This window comes from Pontibacillus salipaludis (genome assembly GCF_014642405.1).
Taxonomy (GTDB): domain Bacteria; phylum Bacillota; class Bacilli; order Bacillales; family BH030062; genus Pontibacillus; species Pontibacillus salipaludis.
Window position 1 is genome coordinate 1 of the sequence record NZ_BMIN01000022.1, and the last position, 16,716, is coordinate 16,716.

The 16,716-nt window shown below is 42.4% G+C and carries 20 protein-coding genes and 1 riboswitch; of the genes, 12 read left to right on the plus strand and 8 right to left on the minus strand.

Annotated features, from left to right (window positions below):
* Positions 1–127: 127 nt before the first annotated feature.
* The 3 genes from IEW76_RS18125 to IEW76_RS18135 form a co-directional block, all read right to left on the minus strand.
* Positions 128–850 (minus strand): amino acid ABC transporter ATP-binding protein, encoded by a 723-nt coding sequence (locus tag IEW76_RS18125; protein WP_188655845.1) that lies wholly within the window; start codon positions 848–850, stop codon positions 128–130.
* On the minus strand, positions 851–1,516 hold the full coding sequence (locus IEW76_RS18130) for an amino acid ABC transporter permease (protein WP_036784105.1): 666 nt from the start codon (positions 1,514–1,516) through the stop codon (positions 851–853).
* 109 nt (positions 1,517–1,625) lie between these two features.
* A complete protein-coding gene (locus IEW76_RS18135) occupies positions 1,626–2,432 on the minus strand; it encodes a glutamine ABC transporter substrate-binding protein (protein WP_188655846.1) in 807 nt (268 codons plus the stop codon).
* A 295-nt stretch (positions 2,433–2,727) separates the two neighbouring features.
* Between IEW76_RS18135 and IEW76_RS18140 the strand changes: the two genes are divergently transcribed.
* Genes IEW76_RS18140 through IEW76_RS18150 form a run of 3 tightly spaced genes read left to right on the plus strand, consistent with a single transcriptional unit; the run spans position 2,728 to position 4,158 of the window.
* Positions 2,728–3,684 carry an ABC transporter permease subunit gene (locus IEW76_RS18140; RefSeq protein WP_188655847.1) on the plus strand — a complete coding sequence of 319 codons (957 nt, stop codon included), beginning with the start codon at positions 2,728–2,730 and terminating at the stop codon, positions 3,682–3,684.
* Positions 3,681–3,884, plus strand: coding sequence for a hypothetical protein (locus IEW76_RS18145; RefSeq protein WP_188655848.1), 204 nt, complete (start codon positions 3,681–3,683; stop codon positions 3,882–3,884). Before IEW76_RS18140 ends, IEW76_RS18145 begins: the two co-directional genes overlap by 4 nt.
* Before the next feature lie 7 nt (positions 3,885–3,891).
* Positions 3,892–4,158, plus strand: a complete 267-nt coding sequence (locus IEW76_RS18150; RefSeq protein WP_188655849.1) for a hypothetical protein — start codon at positions 3,892–3,894, stop codon at positions 4,156–4,158.
* A gap of 369 nt (positions 4,159–4,527) precedes the next feature.
* Here IEW76_RS18150 and IEW76_RS18155 read toward each other — a convergent pair whose 3' ends face one another.
* On the minus strand, positions 4,528–6,489 hold the full coding sequence (locus tag IEW76_RS18155; protein ID WP_188655850.1) for a hypothetical protein: 1,962 nt from the start codon (positions 6,487–6,489) through the stop codon (positions 4,528–4,530).
* A gap of 27 nt (positions 6,490–6,516) precedes the next feature.
* Positions 6,517–7,785, minus strand: coding sequence for an ATP-grasp domain-containing protein (locus IEW76_RS18160; RefSeq protein WP_188655851.1), 1,269 nt, complete (start codon positions 7,783–7,785; stop codon positions 6,517–6,519).
* 255 nt (positions 7,786–8,040) lie between these two features.
* Between IEW76_RS18160 and IEW76_RS18165 the strand changes: the two genes are divergently transcribed.
* Positions 8,041–8,271, plus strand: a complete 231-nt coding sequence (locus tag IEW76_RS18165) for an excisionase family DNA-binding protein (RefSeq protein ID WP_188655852.1) — start codon at positions 8,041–8,043, stop codon at positions 8,269–8,271.
* A 35-nt stretch (positions 8,272–8,306) separates the two neighbouring features.
* On the plus strand, positions 8,307–9,359 hold the full coding sequence (locus tag IEW76_RS18170) for a C45 family autoproteolytic acyltransferase/hydrolase (protein WP_188655853.1): 1,053 nt from the start codon (positions 8,307–8,309) through the stop codon (positions 9,357–9,359).
* A 537-nt stretch (positions 9,360–9,896) separates the two neighbouring features.
* Here IEW76_RS18170 and IEW76_RS18175 read toward each other — a convergent pair.
* Positions 9,897–10,283, minus strand: coding sequence for a RidA family protein (locus IEW76_RS18175; RefSeq protein ID WP_188655854.1), 387 nt, complete (start codon positions 10,281–10,283; stop codon positions 9,897–9,899).
* A 286-nt stretch (positions 10,284–10,569) separates the two neighbouring features.
* Positions 10,570–10,691: riboswitch (SAM riboswitch) on the plus strand.
* Between the two features lie 124 nt (positions 10,692–10,815).
* Here IEW76_RS18175 and msrA point away from each other — a divergent pair.
* Positions 10,816–11,286: a peptide-methionine (S)-S-oxide reductase MsrA gene (gene msrA / locus IEW76_RS18180; RefSeq protein ID WP_188655855.1), complete on the plus strand. Its 471-nt coding sequence runs from the start codon at positions 10,816–10,818 to the stop codon at positions 11,284–11,286.
* A gap of 176 nt (positions 11,287–11,462) precedes the next feature.
* Here the strand turns inward: msrA and IEW76_RS18185 are convergent, their stop codons facing one another.
* Positions 11,463–11,999, minus strand: coding sequence for a class I SAM-dependent methyltransferase (locus IEW76_RS18185; RefSeq protein WP_188655856.1), 537 nt, complete (start codon positions 11,997–11,999; stop codon positions 11,463–11,465).
* Positions 12,000–12,123: 124 nt separating this feature from the next.
* Here IEW76_RS18185 and IEW76_RS18190 point away from each other — a divergent pair, with 124 nt between their 5' ends.
* The 6 genes from IEW76_RS18190 (at position 12,124) to IEW76_RS18215 (ending at position 16,364) form a co-directional block, all read left to right on the plus strand.
* Positions 12,124–13,596, plus strand: a complete 1,473-nt coding sequence (locus IEW76_RS18190; RefSeq protein WP_229721298.1) for a methyl-accepting chemotaxis protein — start codon at positions 12,124–12,126, stop codon at positions 13,594–13,596.
* A 90-nt stretch (positions 13,597–13,686) separates the two neighbouring features.
* Positions 13,687–14,013, plus strand: a complete 327-nt coding sequence (locus tag IEW76_RS18195) for a thioredoxin family protein (RefSeq protein WP_188655857.1) — start codon at positions 13,687–13,689, stop codon at positions 14,011–14,013.
* 237 nt (positions 14,014–14,250) lie between these two features.
* Complete coding sequence (locus IEW76_RS18200) at positions 14,251–14,688, plus strand: hypothetical protein (protein ID WP_188655858.1); 438 nt, start codon at positions 14,251–14,253, stop codon at positions 14,686–14,688.
* Between the two features lie 60 nt (positions 14,689–14,748).
* Positions 14,749–15,210: a DUF2188 domain-containing protein gene (locus IEW76_RS18205; RefSeq protein ID WP_188655859.1), complete on the plus strand. Its 462-nt coding sequence runs from the start codon at positions 14,749–14,751 to the stop codon at positions 15,208–15,210.
* 96 nt (positions 15,211–15,306) lie between these two features.
* A complete protein-coding gene (locus tag IEW76_RS18210; protein WP_188655860.1) occupies positions 15,307–16,005 on the plus strand; it encodes an AIM24 family protein in 699 nt (232 codons plus the stop codon).
* Between the two features lie 80 nt (positions 16,006–16,085).
* The gene (locus tag IEW76_RS18215; RefSeq protein ID WP_188655861.1) at positions 16,086–16,364 is read left to right on the plus strand and encodes a hypothetical protein; all 279 of its coding nucleotides are present in this window, start codon (positions 16,086–16,088) and stop codon (positions 16,362–16,364) included.
* Positions 16,365–16,434: 70 nt separating this feature from the next.
* On the opposite strand, the gene IEW76_RS18220 is transcribed toward IEW76_RS18215, so the two are convergent.
* Entirely contained in the window at positions 16,435–16,596 is a 162-nt protein-coding gene (locus IEW76_RS18220) for a CDGSH iron-sulfur domain-containing protein (RefSeq protein ID WP_373286018.1), read from the minus strand.
* Between the last annotated feature and the right edge of the window lie 120 nt (positions 16,597–16,716).

Sequence of the window (16,716 nt, forward strand, 5' to 3'; positions counted from 1 at the left end):
TCTAGGGCTTCGTAGTTTATCTCATCGATATAAATTTCTACGTCAAACTTAGGGAAACCGCCGAGTACGGGTCCGTACGCTCGGTGGTGTGAGAGGACGGAGGTTAGTCACCTCCTCCTACTCGATTTTATAAAATTTTACTTAAGAAGGATTGAGTTCTAGGGTTTTGAGGATTATCAAAAATTTGTGAAGGAGATCCTTCTTCCATAATAATCCCTTCGTCCATAAAGAGGACGCGGTCACCAACTTCACGGGCGAAGCCCATTTCGTGGGTAACAACAACCATTGTCATACCTTCAACGGCGAGGTCTTTCATAACTTGAAGAACGTCTCCGACTAGCTCGGGATCAAGAGCAGAGGTTGGCTCATCAAAGAGCATGACTTTTGGATTCATGGCAAGAGAGCGGGCAATGGCCACACGCTGTTTCTGTCCGCCTGATAAACTCTCAGGGTAGACGTTTGCTTTGTCACCAAGTCCTACTTTATCAAGAAGAGCTTGCCCTTCTTTATCCGCTTCACTTTTAGACAAGCCTTTTACTTTAATAGGAGCTAATGAGATGTTCTCTAATACAGTTTTGTGTGGGAATAGGTTGAAGTGCTGAAACACCATTCCAACTTGGGAACGGACAGCATTAATATCCACTTTCGGGTCTGTTAAGACATCTCCATCAATCTCAATCTCACCAGAGGTAACCTCTTCTAAAAGGTTGAGGCACCTTAGGAACGTACTCTTTCCTGAACCTGAGGGACCGATTACACAGACTACTTCACTTTCCTCAACTTTAGCGTCAATTCCTTTTAAGACTTCTGTTTTACCAAACGATTTGTGTAGATCTTTTACGGTAATCATTTATACGTCCAGCTTCCTTTCTAATCTTCTTAAGAAAAATGAGGCAGGGATGGTGATACATAAGTATAAGAAACAGACAACAATTAGCGTCTGGAATGGGGAATACGTTATGTTGTAATACTGTTTTCCGAGATATAAGAGCTCACCAATGGCGATAACGGAAAATAAAGAGGTATCTTTCAAACTGATTACAAATTGGTTTCCAAGAGGAGGAATCATTCGTTTGAAAGCCTGTGGCCATACGATAAGGCGCATTGTCTCCCGCTCACTTAACCCAAGTGCACGTCCTGCTTCACGTTGTCCTTTATCAATAGAGTGTACCGTACCACGGACGATTTCAGCAATATAAGCGCCGGCATTTATAGCGATTGCAATTATAGCGGTTGGAAGTGCTCCGATGTTAAAACCGATAATATCTTCTGTGAGTCCTGAATAGATAAAAAGAATTTGAGCAAGCATTGGAGTACCACGAACTATCTCTACAAACCAAAGGGAGGGTAAGTTGATGATCTTTTTCTTTGATAAACGTCCTAGGCCTACGATGGCTCCAATGATAAAGCCAAAAAATAAACCAGCTAATGTAATCCCTATGGTGAGTATGAGTCCTTCAGGGAAGATCGCTTGAAAACTTCGAATGTAATGAGAATCCATAATAGCATCAAACATTGATTAATCGCTCCTTAATTAAGTACGAAATAGAAAAGCGCAACAAGTTCATAACTTGTCGCGCCTTCTGTTGTGCCTTCTAAGGTGTTATGAACCTAAGTGACTTCTATTACTCTGGTTTTTTCCCGAAATATTTTTCATAGATTTCGTCGTAAGTTCCGTTTTCCTTCAGAGTAGCAAGTGCTTCGTTAACAGGTTCTACAAGGTCTGAACCTTTCTCCATAGCAATTCCGTAAGACTCACCTTGTAGTGTTTCACCAACCGTTTTCAATTCGCCCTCGCCGCTTTCTTGAATGTAGAATTCGACGTTTGGCTTATCATATAGAGATGCATCAACGCGACCATTTCGAACGTCCATATAAGCGTTAATAATTTGAGGGAAAGCTTTTATCTTCGCTTCTGTATTCTCTTTTAAGTATGCTTCACTAGTTGTTCCTGTCTTAACGCCGACTTCTTTTCCGTCGACATCATCAATCGATTTAATCTCTTCGTTATCACTTTGAACCATTAAAATTAAACCAGAATCGTAATAAGGATCGGAGAAATCAATGCTTTCCTTACGTTCTTCTGTAATAGAGATCCCAGCAATGGCAAGTGGATAGCGCCCAGACTGCATTCCAGTAATAAGTCCGTCAAACTGCATGGATTTAAATTCAACGTTAAAGCCAGCTTCATCAGCAATAGCTTTCATTAAATCAATATCAAAGCCTTTCATTTCTCCAGTATCCGGATCTTTATATTCAAAAGGCTTAAAGTTTGCATCTGTGGCAACTGTGTATGTCTCTTTCTCTCCAGAGTCACCGCTGTCGCCACTATCTCCGCTTGTTGAATCCCCACTAGAGTCCGATGAGGATCCACATGCTGCGAGTACAGCAATTGATAGAATTGTGATAAAAAGTGCAAATAAACGTTTCACCTAATTGACATCCCCTTCCAATTTATATAAGTCTGTCTAACAGTATCTCATAATCGTCAGAAAATTTAAATATCTGTGAGGGTTAATAGTTTATAGAAAAGTCTGAAAATTAAGGGTGTGTTGTAAATACGTTCGTTTTATTTACAATAACGGCAATTTATTCTGATTTTCTACCTTTTATTCATGATTTGGCTTAATGGACACAGGAATTGGATTTTTTTGAAGGTATTTGGAAAATATTGTTGAACTATCATATGATTGAGCTAATATTCTAATAGAAGGGATTTGTATACTGATGTGGCGGGTTATAGTTCAGACGTTTGGAATTTGGCTCTCAGTGACCTTAGTGTTGATCCTAGTCGTTCTTATCCCAAGGGGGAATCATGAGGTTGACCAATCGCTTTCTAGAGAAGAGCAGATGGAACAATACCAGGAAGGGATTACGGATTTTTCTTGGAAGGCTTACGGTAATAATGTGACGACTTTGATTCAGTATGCATGGAAACATAAAAGTTTAGGAGAAACGATCCATACGCATTCAGTAGAGTACGAAGTATGGAGGTATTTAAAGAAAAGCATGTGGCTTATTGTTCCTAGTTTCGTCTTGAGTTCTATTTTAGGAGTATCGAAAGGAATCTATGACTTTTATGTAAAGCGTCGTAAGTTCTCTGTTTTGGGAGAGAAAGCAACTGTGTTCTTTCTTTCAGTTCCTGATTTCTTCTTGTTATTAATGATCCAGGTAGCTCTTATTACGCTTGCCCATTACGGATTCCCGCGTATTAGTTTATATGGAAGTGAGGAGGTTTCAAATAAAATTGTTGGGATTGTCTTTTTGGCTATTTATCCAACCTTTTATATAGCTAGATTAACGTATTCGAGTTTAGAGCAACAGTCTAGCCAAGATTACATACGTACCGCCCTCAGTAAAGGCACACATCGCTTCAAGATCATTTGGACACATATGCTTAGTAACTGTTGGCTTGCCATTACAAGCCACTTGAATACGATCATGCTCTATATCTTATCAAATTTATTTATTGTTGAGTTAATTACATCCTACCGGGGAGCTGCTTATCGGTTCTATAAAGCACTCCACGTTAGAGGGAGCTTTACAGTAGGGAGTCCTCAGTCTATTGATACTTCCCTTGTTATTGAATATATTATTGTATTCACAGGGTTGCTCTTAATTGTTCAACTATCTAGTAAACTAGCAGCATACCAGCTCTTACGTAGAGGAGGCTCATCCTCTTGAAGCTAAATAAACAATTACTAGCAGGGATCATATTCCTTATAGGACTTTTGTTTGTAACGTTTGTTGGCCCCTATCTTCCATTTATTGATGAAGATATTGAAAAAAAGGGAATGATGATTACAGAGAATGGGGAGATAGAGATCCCGCCTTTCCCTCCATCTAGCGAGTATTGGCTAGGAGAACGTTTCGCTCGATATTAGTCGTGTAATGTTTGTTATCGGTCAGCTCGGGTTAATTCAGGTATTTATTAGTCATAAAATTGAAGCCATAGCTTCAGTGACCACACCGGCTTATAAAGTTATTAATACCTCTCATACCTGGCCCGTTCTCTTCCAACGAGCTACGTCTGATGTATTCGGTAGTGTTTGGGTTCCTTTTGCAGGAGCGGTTGCGATTACGATCTTTGTTGTTGGGGTTTACTTATTAGGGAACGGAATTCGCCACTATTTTGAGAAACGCCAGAGTTATATTTAAAACGATGCAAAAAAGCTGCCTTCTTTAAAGAAGGCAGCTTTTCGTTCTGGCCCCACACGACGTGGGGGCGTTTGACGTTGTGGCGTTCTTAGTCGAACTTCCTCTTTTGCTGACCAGTCGCCTGTGCTTTTCTGATCCAGCTCCGGCGGGGAAGGGCTAGCGTGATAAGCAATCTACCTCCAGTCTGCTACGCAGACTTACAGTAGCTTGCTTATCCGTACGCCCTTGACCACCCTGCCTGTGCTTTTCTTAGGATCTAGCTCCGGCGGGGAGGGCCTAGCGCGATAAGCAATCTACCTGCAGTGACTAACGTCACTTCCGGCAGCTTGCTTATCCGTACGGCCCTGACCACCCCGCCTGCGCTTTTCGTTAAACCCACGTATGGTCTTCTCCCCAGCTCTCTTTTGCTAGTTGTTGGACCTGGTTGATGAGGTGGGGTTCTACTGCGTAGGCGTCGCCTTGTTCGTATGGGTTGTAGTGGAAGGCGTATAGGCGTGATGTGAATTCGTGAAAGGGTAGGGAGCATTCGCCTTCTTGTTCGCCGTTGCCCATGACGCTTGGTTCAATATTTTGTCCCCAGTTCTGGGAGCTGTCGTTATTTGGGTTGTAGAAATACACCCTGTACTGATCACTTGGGTCTTTGGCGATTCTAATGATGGAGACCGCATGGAATCCGAGCAATTTACCTCTTACGTTGGTAATGAAAATCCCAACTGGGTTTGGGTAGATTAGTTCATAGTCATCGTTATAATCAGGGTGGTGGGTGGCATAAAACAGGCGTACGAAGCCAGAGAAATCGTTGATAAACCCTGTAAGTGGATCGATCACGGTACTAAAGCCTTTAGACACCCAATCCCCATAGAAAGCCGGATTTACCCAGCGGTGGCCGTCTTCTCCACGAAGAGCGACTTTCGTCATCATTTCACTATAGATCCGGTCAAGGTGAGGGACAAGAACGAGTGATACTGGATCAAGTTCTGTATGCAACTCAGGTGCTAGCCCTCCTGTTAAATCTTTCGAATGAATCGGGAGGCCTTCAAATGTGAAATCAATATCTCCATCACGTGCTGCGCGTGGGATTAACTCAAGTAGCACACCAGGTGCATGCTGTGCCCATAGGCTAATGCCTCGAGCCGCTTGGCATGTTGGATTGAATCCCTGGCCCACTCCTAGTGGCTGGCCAAGAACGCTAATAACACCAGCAACCAGAATGCTGTTCGCTGTCATTCCTTCTCCGTTTCGAACCGTTTTCAACAGAGCTGTTCGGACATCAGGGAGAATATCCAACTCTATTAATCTTCTTAAACCAGGCATAACCGGAGAAGAGGATAAAACGCCTCGTTCGAGCATCAGAGCTAATCCATAAATGGACTGGCAGGTCGCTGGGAAGATCGCAACCTTAATTAATTGGGTCACCATGTCCTGATGTTCTTCAAGGTTTGCCTTTCCTTTTCCATTTAGTTGAAGCGCATACGGTATAAGAGTAGGAACCTTTTTGGAGAGTACCCTTAAAAGCGTCGCATGGTGCGGACAGGTTAGGCCGGTTTTCCGCATTGATGCGGCCATGGCAACGCACTCTGAACGTAACTCTTGTTGGGATAACTCTCGCAGGCGACTTCTGTATATGCTTAAGTCTCTGTACTGTTTGCTGAGAGGGGATGGGCCTTCAATGGCTTCTATATAAGTAAGAAGCGATTCTCGCTCATCATATTCCAGGTCTGACTTTAGCATTTCTTTCCCCATTCGAATCATTGAGACAACGCGCTTGATCATAATAGGGCGTTGGGCCGTAATTCTCGTAATCTCAGAGACGAGGGTTTTGGTTAAAGCATTGGTAGATAAGTAGCTTGCGATAAATTGAAACACTTCGCTTGTTAAGTCGTCGTTTTCGTGTTTTTCAATCCGCGCACTCTCACTAGCATCTGGGAAAAGGAGATTTAAATTTAAAGCTAATACTTCGTTCAAAAACTCCTCTGCCATATCGGCTGAAACCTTTGGATGAGTATAGGCGCCTTTAGCGATCGCTAGCATTCGTAATTCGCTTAAGATCTCAATAATCATCGGTACTCCTTTTGCCTTTAAGGAGCCTGAAACAAGTGGGGGCTGTAAGTTTTCAGCATTTTCCCAAGGTCCATCTTGGAAGACGCCGATGTCTTCAAACTGGTGGGCAAAGTGAAATAATTGCTCAAGCCCATCTTCCGTTCGAAGAAGGCGGTTGGCTTCTTGATACACGTCCGTTTGGTATCTTGATTTTGCAAAAGGTGCAGCTTTTTCTAACGCTTGTAAAGCATGCGTGAAACGTTCGACTAAATCTTCAGTACGTTGAGCCATATCTACTCTCCCTTTACTTTTAGAAACTTAACGGTAGAAATTATATTCTTCGTACAACTGTAGTAATCGACGCATTTCTTCGCTGTCATCTCCGTGGAAGAAAATCGTTCCATAATGGTTGCCAAATCCGATTCGCTCCGCTACTTTTCCTTGAGGAGGCGTAAACAGATCGTGCTTTTCAAAAAACGGATGTTCCTCAAGTTCTTCTGGAATGTTTAACTCTTTTACATAGTCAGTGTGTGGATGAACCATCAAGCATCCTGCATAACCCTCAAAATCAGACGGGTTAGGGAAGAAGAGTTCTAGCTCTTCATTCGTTGTGTTAGGATCACTGCATAGAATTTGAGCTTCATACGCACTAAATCCATACGCTTTTTCAATCAGGTCAAAGATATGTCCACCTGGAACCCGTGCAGCGACTTCTCCGAAGTGAAGTGTACCATCAGGCGTTATAAAATATTCCGGATGAATGACGCCATACTCGATTTCGAACGCATCGACGAGCTGCTGAACAGCTTTTTCGATGAGAGGGCGCTTCTCTTCTAAAGAAGGAGAGGCGGGGACGAAATTAGAATAGCCTAAGCGGATATATTCGGTAATGTTTAAGAAACGGACTTTGCCTTTATGAACAAAAGCTTCACATGAAAATTCTTGACCGTCTAAATGACTCTCCATAAGTAAGGGGAAGTCCTGGTCCTGAAGCTTTTCAACATCTTCTACTGTATTGATCGCCAAGTGTCCGACAGACCCAGCTTTATCAAGAGGTTTAACGTGAATTGGGTCGTATACATCCCCGTCAATCTTAAGTAGGGCTTCATTTACTCGCTTTAAGAACCATTTCACATCTTCAATTGAGCGTGCTTCTTCAAATACCCCAACTTTAATACCAGCAATTTGAGCTTTACGCTTCATCATTCCTTTGTCACGTAGCAATAAGGATCTGTTAAAGATTCTTGGTTCTTCTCTAAAACGGGCATTCAATGCCCCGGCCCATTCTACACATTCTTCGTAAAGAGGCACGGCCAGTTCAGCACCTAGCGCTTTTAACTTCTTATACAGTAAGTCAGATCCCTCATTTAGCTTATGAAAGTCCCACCCAACAAAGGCTATATCATGTTTTTCCGCATAAGATTCAAAATCTGGAGGTCCAACTACAACAAATGGTCGGTTCAGTCGAGTCGCTGCTTCAATAGCAGGTAAGCTCCAACCGATCAAGGCAGTTAAATAAGGCTTTGTTTTTTCCTTTAAATCTGTTTCTTGTGTAGATGATTCTCTTTCTAATTGATCAAGTTCCATATAAATCGCTCCTTTTAATCAATAAATGATGAAACGTCTGTGGAGAAGCATGATGATTGCCAGATTAAATGTGGATGGAGTGCAGTGTTAATTTAAACGTATCATAACTCTTGAAAAGAGTAAGCGCTTTATGGCTGATTCGACAAAACTAGTGTCTATTCTACAAGAAATTGTTGAACCTTTACCGAACAATTGTGTTTTCATGCTAGATTTGGTAATTTGAACGTACAACACTGAAGTGTAGAAGGTGAACACATGTATTTATCAATTCAGGAAACAGCGGAGTACTTAGAGTTACCTGCAGAATATATTGAAAAGCTTGTAAGAATGGGGCGAATTCGTTCTATATTTGATGGTGAACATTATCTGATTAACCAAAATCAGTTTACAAGTCACTTTGAACAAGTGGAGAAATATCGCCAATATATACAAGACTACTTAAATGAACCCCTCCCGGAAGATCCAGACATTAAGGATGAAGATTAACGTGGGAGAGGCCCATCTAGAAAGGGAGCTTTGCATTGAAGGAGATCTATAGTGAAGTGCTGCAATATCGAGGAACGCATTATGACTTTGGCTATAAACAAGGGGAACTGTTAAAGAACTCATTAACCGTGCGAAACAGAGAGAAGCAGTGGAAGATCCGAAAACCTCGCTTCACGGTTGAGGAAGAGGAAGTAAAGAATGCTATTAAGCGGTTTGCCCCTGGTATTTGGGATGAATTATTAGGACTTAGAGATGCTCTTGATTGGACGATGGAACGGGTGATGATGGAGTTTGGCGGATACCGCGTAGAATATGTGAAATCGGGCTGTTCCATCTTAACAGGCGATGGCTATATGATTCGGAATTACGACTACCAGCCTAAAACATACGAAGGTCGTTATGTTTTCTATCAGCCAACTGATGGAGGGTACGCAATAGCAGGCCCTTCCCAGCGCGTAACGGGCAGAATGGACGGTATTAATGAAAAAGGATTAGCATTAGGGTATAACTTTATGCATCGCAAGAAGCCAGGAAATGGATTTATTTGTTGTATGATTGGCCGGTTAATACTTGAATCATGTGCAAATGTCGAAGAAGCAGTTGCGATGCTAAAAGAAATCCCTCACCGTCATTCCTTCAGCTATATCGTTTATGATGGAAAAGGCGAGACCTATGTTGTGGAAACATCCCCTCGTGGTGTTGAGGTGCGAGAGTCGAACGTATGCACGAACCATTTCGAAATTATGAAACAGGAGAACCGGAATTACTTAAAAGACTCTGAGCGTCGAATGGATGTCATTAATCATGAAAAGGGTCAACTCACAAGCGGATATGAAGCTTTTCGTTTGATGAACGATTCTGACCGAGGTGTATTCTCGAAACAGTATCGGAACTGGGCAGGAACGATTCATACCTCCGCCTATTTTCCAAAGAGCCTAACAGCCTGGATGGCCCTTGGAGGCGACAGGGAACCAGTTGAATTTGACTTTGCGCACTGGCTGCAAGGAAATGACCTGGACATCTCACGCATCTATGGCGAAGTCGACACAGACCTACCATTTGTCCACATGGACGAAAACGCACGCTAACAAAGAAGGGCCACCTAAAAAGGTGGCCCTTCTTTGTGCAATATTAAGGTAGGGGTGGTCCGCTACCATATTGGGGATAGGGCTTGCTGTGGGACAACTCGCTTTCCTGCGGGGAGCTGGTAAGCCTCCTCCTTCGCTGACGCTCAGTCCGGGGTCTTACCTAGGCTCCTCACCCCGCGGGAGTCTCGTCGTCCCACAGCAAGCCCTGACGTGAGTTGGATGAACGGACCGCTTATTACAGGTGATCTTAAGCCCCTCTCCTCCCATATATGGCAAGTTTCCGTCTCTCCTTTTTTGGTGAAGGTGGGCCTGGAAATTGCGAGACTCCTGCGGGAGAGAGAGCTAGACGAGATCCCGCAGAGAGCGAAGCGAACGAGGAAGCTACAAAGAAAGGGAAGTTCGACTAAGACCGTCACGTCCTGTGACAACGTCGAACGACCCCACATCGTGTGGGGCCGCTGAAAGCGAGTGATTTCCAGGCCCATCTTATGCTCTACTAAAGCCGACGGAAACGTTCCTCAAACAATTGCGGATGCATTAAGCGTCTGAGCGATGGGCGACTACTTCTACTTCGATTTTAACATCTTTCGGCAGACGGCTTACTTCAATAGCAGCTCGTGCTGGGTATGGTTCTTGAAGGAAGCTGGCATAGATTTCATTGACCGTTTGGAAGTCTTCCATAGAAGCAAGATAAATATTCGCTTTAGCAATATGCGCATAGTTAAGGCCTGCTTCTTCTAGGATCGCTCCAACGTTCTTCATCACTTGTGTCGTTTGTTCGCTCACATCGTCTGAAACAATTTCCATCGTGCTAGGGTTTAGTGGGATCTGCCCTGATACGAATACGATTTGTCCAAGGTCAATTGCCTGAGAATAAGGGCCGATTGCTTCTGGTGCGTTGTTTGTTGAAATTGCTTTAACCATTTTGAAAAACTCCTTTAATTATTTAATGGGACATTATGTAAGGGAGTCCACCCTATAATGAAGACCTCATTATTCATAAAAAATCTAATGGACATGCATAAAAGCGATGAACGTTTTATATAATGAGGATACAAAAGTTGATAAAAGCTTGCGTAGCAAGTACGCCTATCATACCATATATTATCAGAAAATTTTAACGAGCGAAAAAATAGGTGCTTACCACTTTACTTCGCTAATGAGATCATGTATGATTTGGGATACCATAAAATTTTAAATAGCGATAAACTTCTTATCCAGAGAGGCGGAGGGACTGGCCCTTTGATGCCCGGCAACCATCAAGTCGATGTATACAATCGGCAAGAACGGTGCCAATTCCTGCAGGAACAATATGTTCTTGGAAGATGAGAGGATCGTACGGATATACACTTACGAGCCCTTTCTTGGATAAAAAGAGAGGGCTCTTCTATATGTAAGAGGCCGTGATCGTACTCTCGAAGAAAGAAGTGTCGTTTTAGGAAAGGGAGAGATTAGAATGGCAACAGCAGTATTTGCAGCAGGATGTTTTTGGGGAGTAGAGGCTTATTTTGAACGAATTGAAGGTGTGGAAGCGACACGCGTCGGATTCATGGGAGGCACTGTTGCAAACCCTTCTTACCAACAAGTGAAAGCTGGGGGAACTGGTCATGCGGAAGCAACGAAAGTTGAATTTGATCCAAGCCAGATTTCCTATAGTGAACTTGTAGACCATTTCTTTGAATGCCACAATCCTACTCAACGTAATCGTCAAGGTGAAGACGTTGGTTCTCAATATCGTTCCGTTATCTTTGCGACAGAAGACCAGCAAGCGATTGCAGCTGATAAGATCACGGAATGGAATAACAAAGGCATCTTCAAGAGTGAGATTGTTACGGAAGTTAATGAAGTTACAGACTTCTATGATGCTGAAGAGTACCATCAGAAGTATCTTCAGAAGAATGGCTCTGTTTCTTGTGGAATTGGCTAAGGTAGCCTGACTTGTATTTCTTCGGAACATATGATACTTTAATTTCAATGCCACCTCGTAATCGATACGACTGCGGGAACTTAACCATCCGTTTGAGGTGGCAGGTTACATAATAATTGAGTAAAAGGCGATACAAAGCGTTATTCATAACGTTTTGTATCGCCTTTTTCTTTGCCTTAATGATTTTTAAGGTATATATAAATGGGCGTCGTGGTGTTCCATGAACTGACATGAACGGAAGAAGAGGGAGGTATTCCAGGTAAGGAAAAGGTGTTAGAAATGACAACTCCTCTATAGTCAGACAGTGTTATTGAAAGTTCTCTCATGGCTTTGGTGTATAGGTAACAATAAATGAGGTCAAATTGATCAGGGGGAGCGGTAAAGAAATCTTCTTTAATGACAACTACATTTGAGAACCCTCTTAAACGAACCATCCCTTTCATATAAATGAATGGGATGAAGGATGTTTCATAGGCGTACACTTTTGCACTTTGGAATTCTTTTGCAAAAGCGAAGGCCATTGTTCCCCACCCAGCTCCAAAATCAGCGACTGTAGAAGGGTGGTATGGTTTTACTTGTCTTACTACTTCTTGCTTAACACTTAGTTGGGTAGGGGTTGGAGTAATCCCGTTGGTGATAGAGCGGACCATTAATGATACAAAAGTAAATGTAATAATAGCTAACAGGATAAGGGTCACTATATTAGAGATCATAGAAGAGTGTTTCCTTTCTGACTTTATTATTATTCGTGTTCTACAAAATTTGCCATATTCTCTTGATTGTATGCTCTAAGCTGTCGATAAAAAGAAAAAGACATCTTCTGGAGGTACAATATTTATGAATGTTACGGAAATGCGTTTACATGATGTGAAAAAGAAAAATGTGTTGATGACCGCCACATACAGTGTAGCTATGTTATCAGCGCTATCCCTATCTTTACAAGACGGAGCTCTTTTTCGCTCGTCGATTTATGGAACGGAGTTGGCGTTGTTTTGGATTTTGCTCTTTGTTCTTCAGCGTATCTTACATAAACCAAGGCTCTTTTCATACGCCGCGGTGAGTATGCCGATCATTGGTTACGCTTTATTAATCTATGTAGAAGGTGGTTCCCTTTCAGGTGACTTAATTTTACTGTTTCTTGCTGTCTTTTCGGCCGTTCAATTGGATCGTAAAACGTTTGCGTTCGGTTATATTTTTGGGCTAGCTACCCTAATTGCTAGTCATTCATGGCCTAACCCAGAACAAGCTGATTTGATGAGTACGATCTTCCCTACTATAACGTTAATCTATGTGTTAATGGGAGTCATATTAGGTGTGATGGTCTATTTGGCAGAACGGACATTTAAGAAACTTGAGACCATTCTTGATACCACTGAACAGGAACGAGAGGTTCAAGCTAAGCAGAAGGAAAAACTTGAGAAAGAGGCTACACTCATTGCGGAGAACATTACCCGTATTAACGATCAGGTTCAGATAAACGTTCAGGCACAAGGGGAAATGAAAACAGCCGTTCAAGAGGTGTCAGCTGGTGGCCAAAGTCAAAGCGAGCAAATTGCAGATATATCAGAACATGCTCAGAGTACCATGACAACGATTACTCAAATGAAAGAGTCACTAACCGTTCTTCAATCAGAAACGAATCAAGCGACTGAAGAGATTAATGGAGGCCAACAACGAATTTCCCATCTTGAAACGGAAATGAATGAGCTAAGAAAAGTGATTCGCATGCTCAATGATACATTTACTATTTTAACAGGGAAAATAAAAGAAACGAATCAATTTACTGAAGATATTCAGCAGATTACAGAACAGACGAACCTGCTTGCCCTTAACGCTTCGATTGAAGCAGCAAGAGCCGGAGAAGCAGGGAAAGGATTTTCAGTAGTAGCTGAAGAAATTCGTAAGTTAGCAGAGGTGACGGGGCAGTCAGCTAAGAAGATTACCACCAATCTCGGTGAGTTAAATGATAGCAATGCTCAAGCGTTAAGTCAGATGAACACAGGTAGTGAAAAGCTTGATGAAAGTGTAGAGACCATGAACGAGGTCATTTCTTCGTTTGAACGTATTCAGTCATCATTACGCAATGTGGAGGAGCGCACAGACGAATGCAACACGATAAGCGGGGATGTCGAAGATCGATCTCGCCAAGTAGAAGCAGCTACAAGCGAACTAGCTGCTATAATTGAACAAGCTTCGGCGAGCATGGAAGAAATGAGCGCTACAATTGAGAGCCTAAATGAAGATAGTGAGAAAATTGGTGCTTACATTAATGACACATCGGCAAGCGCCAGGCACCTCATATCTCTCTAAGGTGTATACCCCCGTGAGCATATTCGGGGGTATCGTTCCTTCTCTTGTGGTACACTACGAGTAATTGATTATATGTTAGGTGGTGTACTTATGAAGCACGTTCAAACAATGGAAGAAATTCATACAACGATCGGACAAGATGGATTGAATCTCTTGTATATTTCAAGGCCAGGTTGCTCGGTGTGCCATGCCCTCTTACCACAAATTGATGAAGTGTTAGAGAAGTATCCTGCCGTTCAGGCTGTCCACGCAGATGCAGATGAAATTCCTGAAATAGCGGGGGAATTTTCTATATTTACTGTACCTGTAGTAATGGTTTACGCGGATGGGAAAGAGCAATTCCGTAAAGCTCGTTTCGTACCTGTGGATGAATTTGAAGAGCAGCTTGCGAAGTTGAATCGTCTTATTAACGAATAATTGAAAAGCCTCGTTCATTCCTGTTGAGAATGGACGAGGCTTTTTTATTCGAGAAATTCGAATTACTGAGTAATGAAGCCTACCTTTATCTTTTCTTCTTCAACACACATCCATGATAAAATATTAATAAAATAGAAGGTGATTGAGGATTCCTCTGTGAAAGCTAGGTAAACTCTAGGTTGAAAGAGGAAATACTAGAAGGTGTCACGAAGATAATGAAGAGAGGATTGATCCAGCATGATTTACGCGCTTTTTGCGGTGGTAGCCCTTTTCTTAGCGTATATGATAATTCGTACTGATCGAAAGAGAGAAGAGGTTGAGGAAGAGGGACACATGTCCATCATTAGCCATTATATCGTTATGGAAATAGAAGATGAAAAGCAATTTGAAGAATCGTTTCAGCCTTTGAAAGATCTTTCTGAGAAGTATTCGTGGTTTGAGCCTGGCCATATTCTTTGTAGAGTTGATCAGTACGGGGATCACTATGAGGAAACGTGGGAGGGGCTTCTCCGAAACACTAGCTATAACAAGGAACAGGAGCCGTACTACCTGTTCTTCGAGCATAAGATTCACGCGGTAACTCAAACTGATTTACCGTGGAAAGCATTGGTTTTCGAGACGGCTAGTCTTGAGGAAGCGAAGCAGTTCGTGAGTGGTTACGGTCGTTTGAAATAGGTTTACATTTCCTCGTAATGCGGTAATTTGTAAGAAAAAGGTTACCGGAGGTGGGGCGATATGCCTTGGGATACAAATGATTATCCAAGTTCATTAAAGAATTTAGACACACCAGTAAGAAAGAAAGCAATTGATATAGCTAATGCGATGTTAGATGATGGTTATGACGAAGACCGAGCTATTCCAATTGCCACGGAACAAGCGAAAGAATGGTATGACAATGCGAGTGAGAAAGAAGTTAATCAGGTGAAACAGATGAGTGATCAGGATTTAAAGAGTCGTGATGATCAAGACAAGCAGTCTGATCCTCGCCCTGAACTTCTTGAAAAAGGGGAGCATGTTGTAGCTCATGAAGACGGGTGGGCCGTTCAAACAGAGCAGGCTAAAAAGCCTTCAGACGTGTTTGAAAAGAAGAAAGATGCTATTGACCGTGCTAAAGACATCGCTCAAAACAAAGGAACGAAAGTCATCATTCATAAGAAAGATGGCAGTATTCAGGAACAAACATCATACGATTCATAATTACCAAAGCTGTCTCATAAAACAAAGGTGGGACAGCTTTATTTTAACTCTGCCAACGGGCCTGGAGTTTATACTTATTAGAGGAGAGGGAGAGCTATGAAACAGAACTATTCAATTGATGAATTTATTCGGCAGACAAAACAGGATGAATCGGAGAATGATTACTTTGAGTTAGAAACCCCTCGCATGCTTGAGGTTAATTTAAATGGTGATGTGTGGGCGAAGATGGGTTCAATGATTTCCTATAATGGATCGATTCGATTTGAACGCGAAGGCATCCTTGAACATGGGATCGGGAAGATGTTTAAGAAAGCTTTCTCAGGAGAAGGTGCTTCTCTTATGAAGGCAGATGGTAATGGGAAGCTTTATTTAGCTGATCAAGGAAAGAAGATTACCATCCTTCATCTGAATAATGAAGCCATCACGGTGAATGGCAATGACCTTCTTGCTTTTGAACCTGGAATCGACTGGGATATTAAGTTGATGAAAAAGGTGGCTGGCATGATGTCTGGAGGGCTTTTTAATATTCGATTAGAAGGTCAGGGACTTGTAGCCATAACCTCTCACTACGAGCCATTAACCCTTTTAGTCACACCGGATCAACCTGTTATGACGGACCCTAACGCCACGGTGGCCTGGTCTGGACATTTGCAGCCTGAGTTTAAAACCGATGTTACGTTGAAGAGCTTCTTTGGACGTGGAAGTGGAGAGTCTATTCAAATGAAGTTCTCTGGTGAAGGCTTTGTGATCGTTCAACCATTTGAAGAAGTCTACTATTCTCAATCTAATCAGTAAGTAAATCAGCGCTCCTACGTCAAGTATGTTTTAGGCTCTATTCGTTCATACTGATAGAAAAAAGGCGAGGAGTGGCAGGCGTGAAGCATCAACTGAAACGGATTGAGCGCAGTGGCAATCAAAGAGCGGAACACAAGCTCGTTGGCGTTAGTGTTGGGGAACGTGAGGAATGGTTATGGACAGCCTTTGTAAAGAAAGGGAACGTTGGCTGGGTATTTGTATCGAGCCGCCCCAAAATGATGAATAGCAGAGAAGTAGAATGGAAGAGTCAACAAACTGTTCCGTCAGATGTGAACCGATTCATCTCGGAACTCGCCCAAAAAGTCGATGCTTTATTTAAGGTAAATGAAGTCTCTTAATAAAAGCGGCCTTTCTTAATATAAGAAAGGCCGCTTTTTGTGGGCAATATGATTTCTATATAGCTGAACCCTATTTGTTGGCACGGGATTCGTCTTGAAATACGCCTTTATGTGCTCCGTCGCAAAAAGGTTTGTTACTAGATAATCCACACCTGCACAGGGAGCACCCTTTCTTCGTGGTAAATTCTTTCCCTGTCGCATCTTTAAGTGTAAAGTCCCCTGTTACAAACAATGGCCCGTTGTCTCTAACTTTTATATCTGCGATCTCGATCTCCTCCTTTTTGTCACTATATGTTGTGTAGCTAACTTTTACGACAGTCTAAGCACATTATGCAAATGGGCGAATAAACTA

Excerpts from the sequence above, each read along its gene's own strand:
- IEW76_RS18125 (WP_188655845.1), bottom strand. The coding sequence starts at position 850 with ATGATTACCGTAAAAGATCTACACAAATCGTTTGGTAAAACAGAAGTC.
- IEW76_RS18130 (WP_036784105.1), bottom strand. The coding sequence starts at position 1,516 with ATGTTTGATGCTATTATGGATTCTCATTACATTCGAAGTTTTCAAGCG.
- IEW76_RS18140 (WP_188655847.1), top strand. The coding sequence starts at position 2,728 with ATGTGGCGGGTTATAGTTCAGACGTTTGGAATTTGGCTCTCAGTGACC.
- IEW76_RS18150 (WP_188655849.1), top strand. The coding sequence starts at position 3,892 with ATGTTTGTTATCGGTCAGCTCGGGTTAATTCAGGTATTTATTAGTCAT.
- IEW76_RS18155 (WP_188655850.1), bottom strand. The coding sequence starts at position 6,489 with ATGGCTCAACGTACTGAAGATTTAGTCGAACGTTTCACGCATGCTTTA.
- IEW76_RS18160 (WP_188655851.1), bottom strand. The coding sequence starts at position 7,785 with ATGGAACTTGATCAATTAGAAAGAGAATCATCTACACAAGAAACAGAT.
- IEW76_RS18165 (WP_188655852.1), top strand. The coding sequence starts at position 8,041 with ATGTATTTATCAATTCAGGAAACAGCGGAGTACTTAGAGTTACCTGCA.
- IEW76_RS18175 (WP_188655854.1), bottom strand. The coding sequence starts at position 10,283 with ATGGTTAAAGCAATTTCAACAAACAACGCACCAGAAGCAATCGGCCCT.
- msrA (WP_188655855.1), top strand. The coding sequence starts at position 10,816 with ATGGCAACAGCAGTATTTGCAGCAGGATGTTTTTGGGGAGTAGAGGCT.
- IEW76_RS18185 (WP_188655856.1), bottom strand. The coding sequence starts at position 11,999 with ATGATCTCTAATATAGTGACCCTTATCCTGTTAGCTATTATTACATTT.
- IEW76_RS18190 (WP_229721298.1), top strand. The coding sequence starts at position 12,124 with ATGAATGTTACGGAAATGCGTTTACATGATGTGAAAAAGAAAAATGTG.
- IEW76_RS18195 (WP_188655857.1), top strand. The coding sequence starts at position 13,687 with ATGAAGCACGTTCAAACAATGGAAGAAATTCATACAACGATCGGACAA.
- IEW76_RS18200 (WP_188655858.1), top strand. The coding sequence starts at position 14,251 with ATGATTTACGCGCTTTTTGCGGTGGTAGCCCTTTTCTTAGCGTATATG.
- IEW76_RS18205 (WP_188655859.1), top strand. The coding sequence starts at position 14,749 with ATGCCTTGGGATACAAATGATTATCCAAGTTCATTAAAGAATTTAGAC.
- IEW76_RS18210 (WP_188655860.1), top strand. The coding sequence starts at position 15,307 with ATGAAACAGAACTATTCAATTGATGAATTTATTCGGCAGACAAAACAG.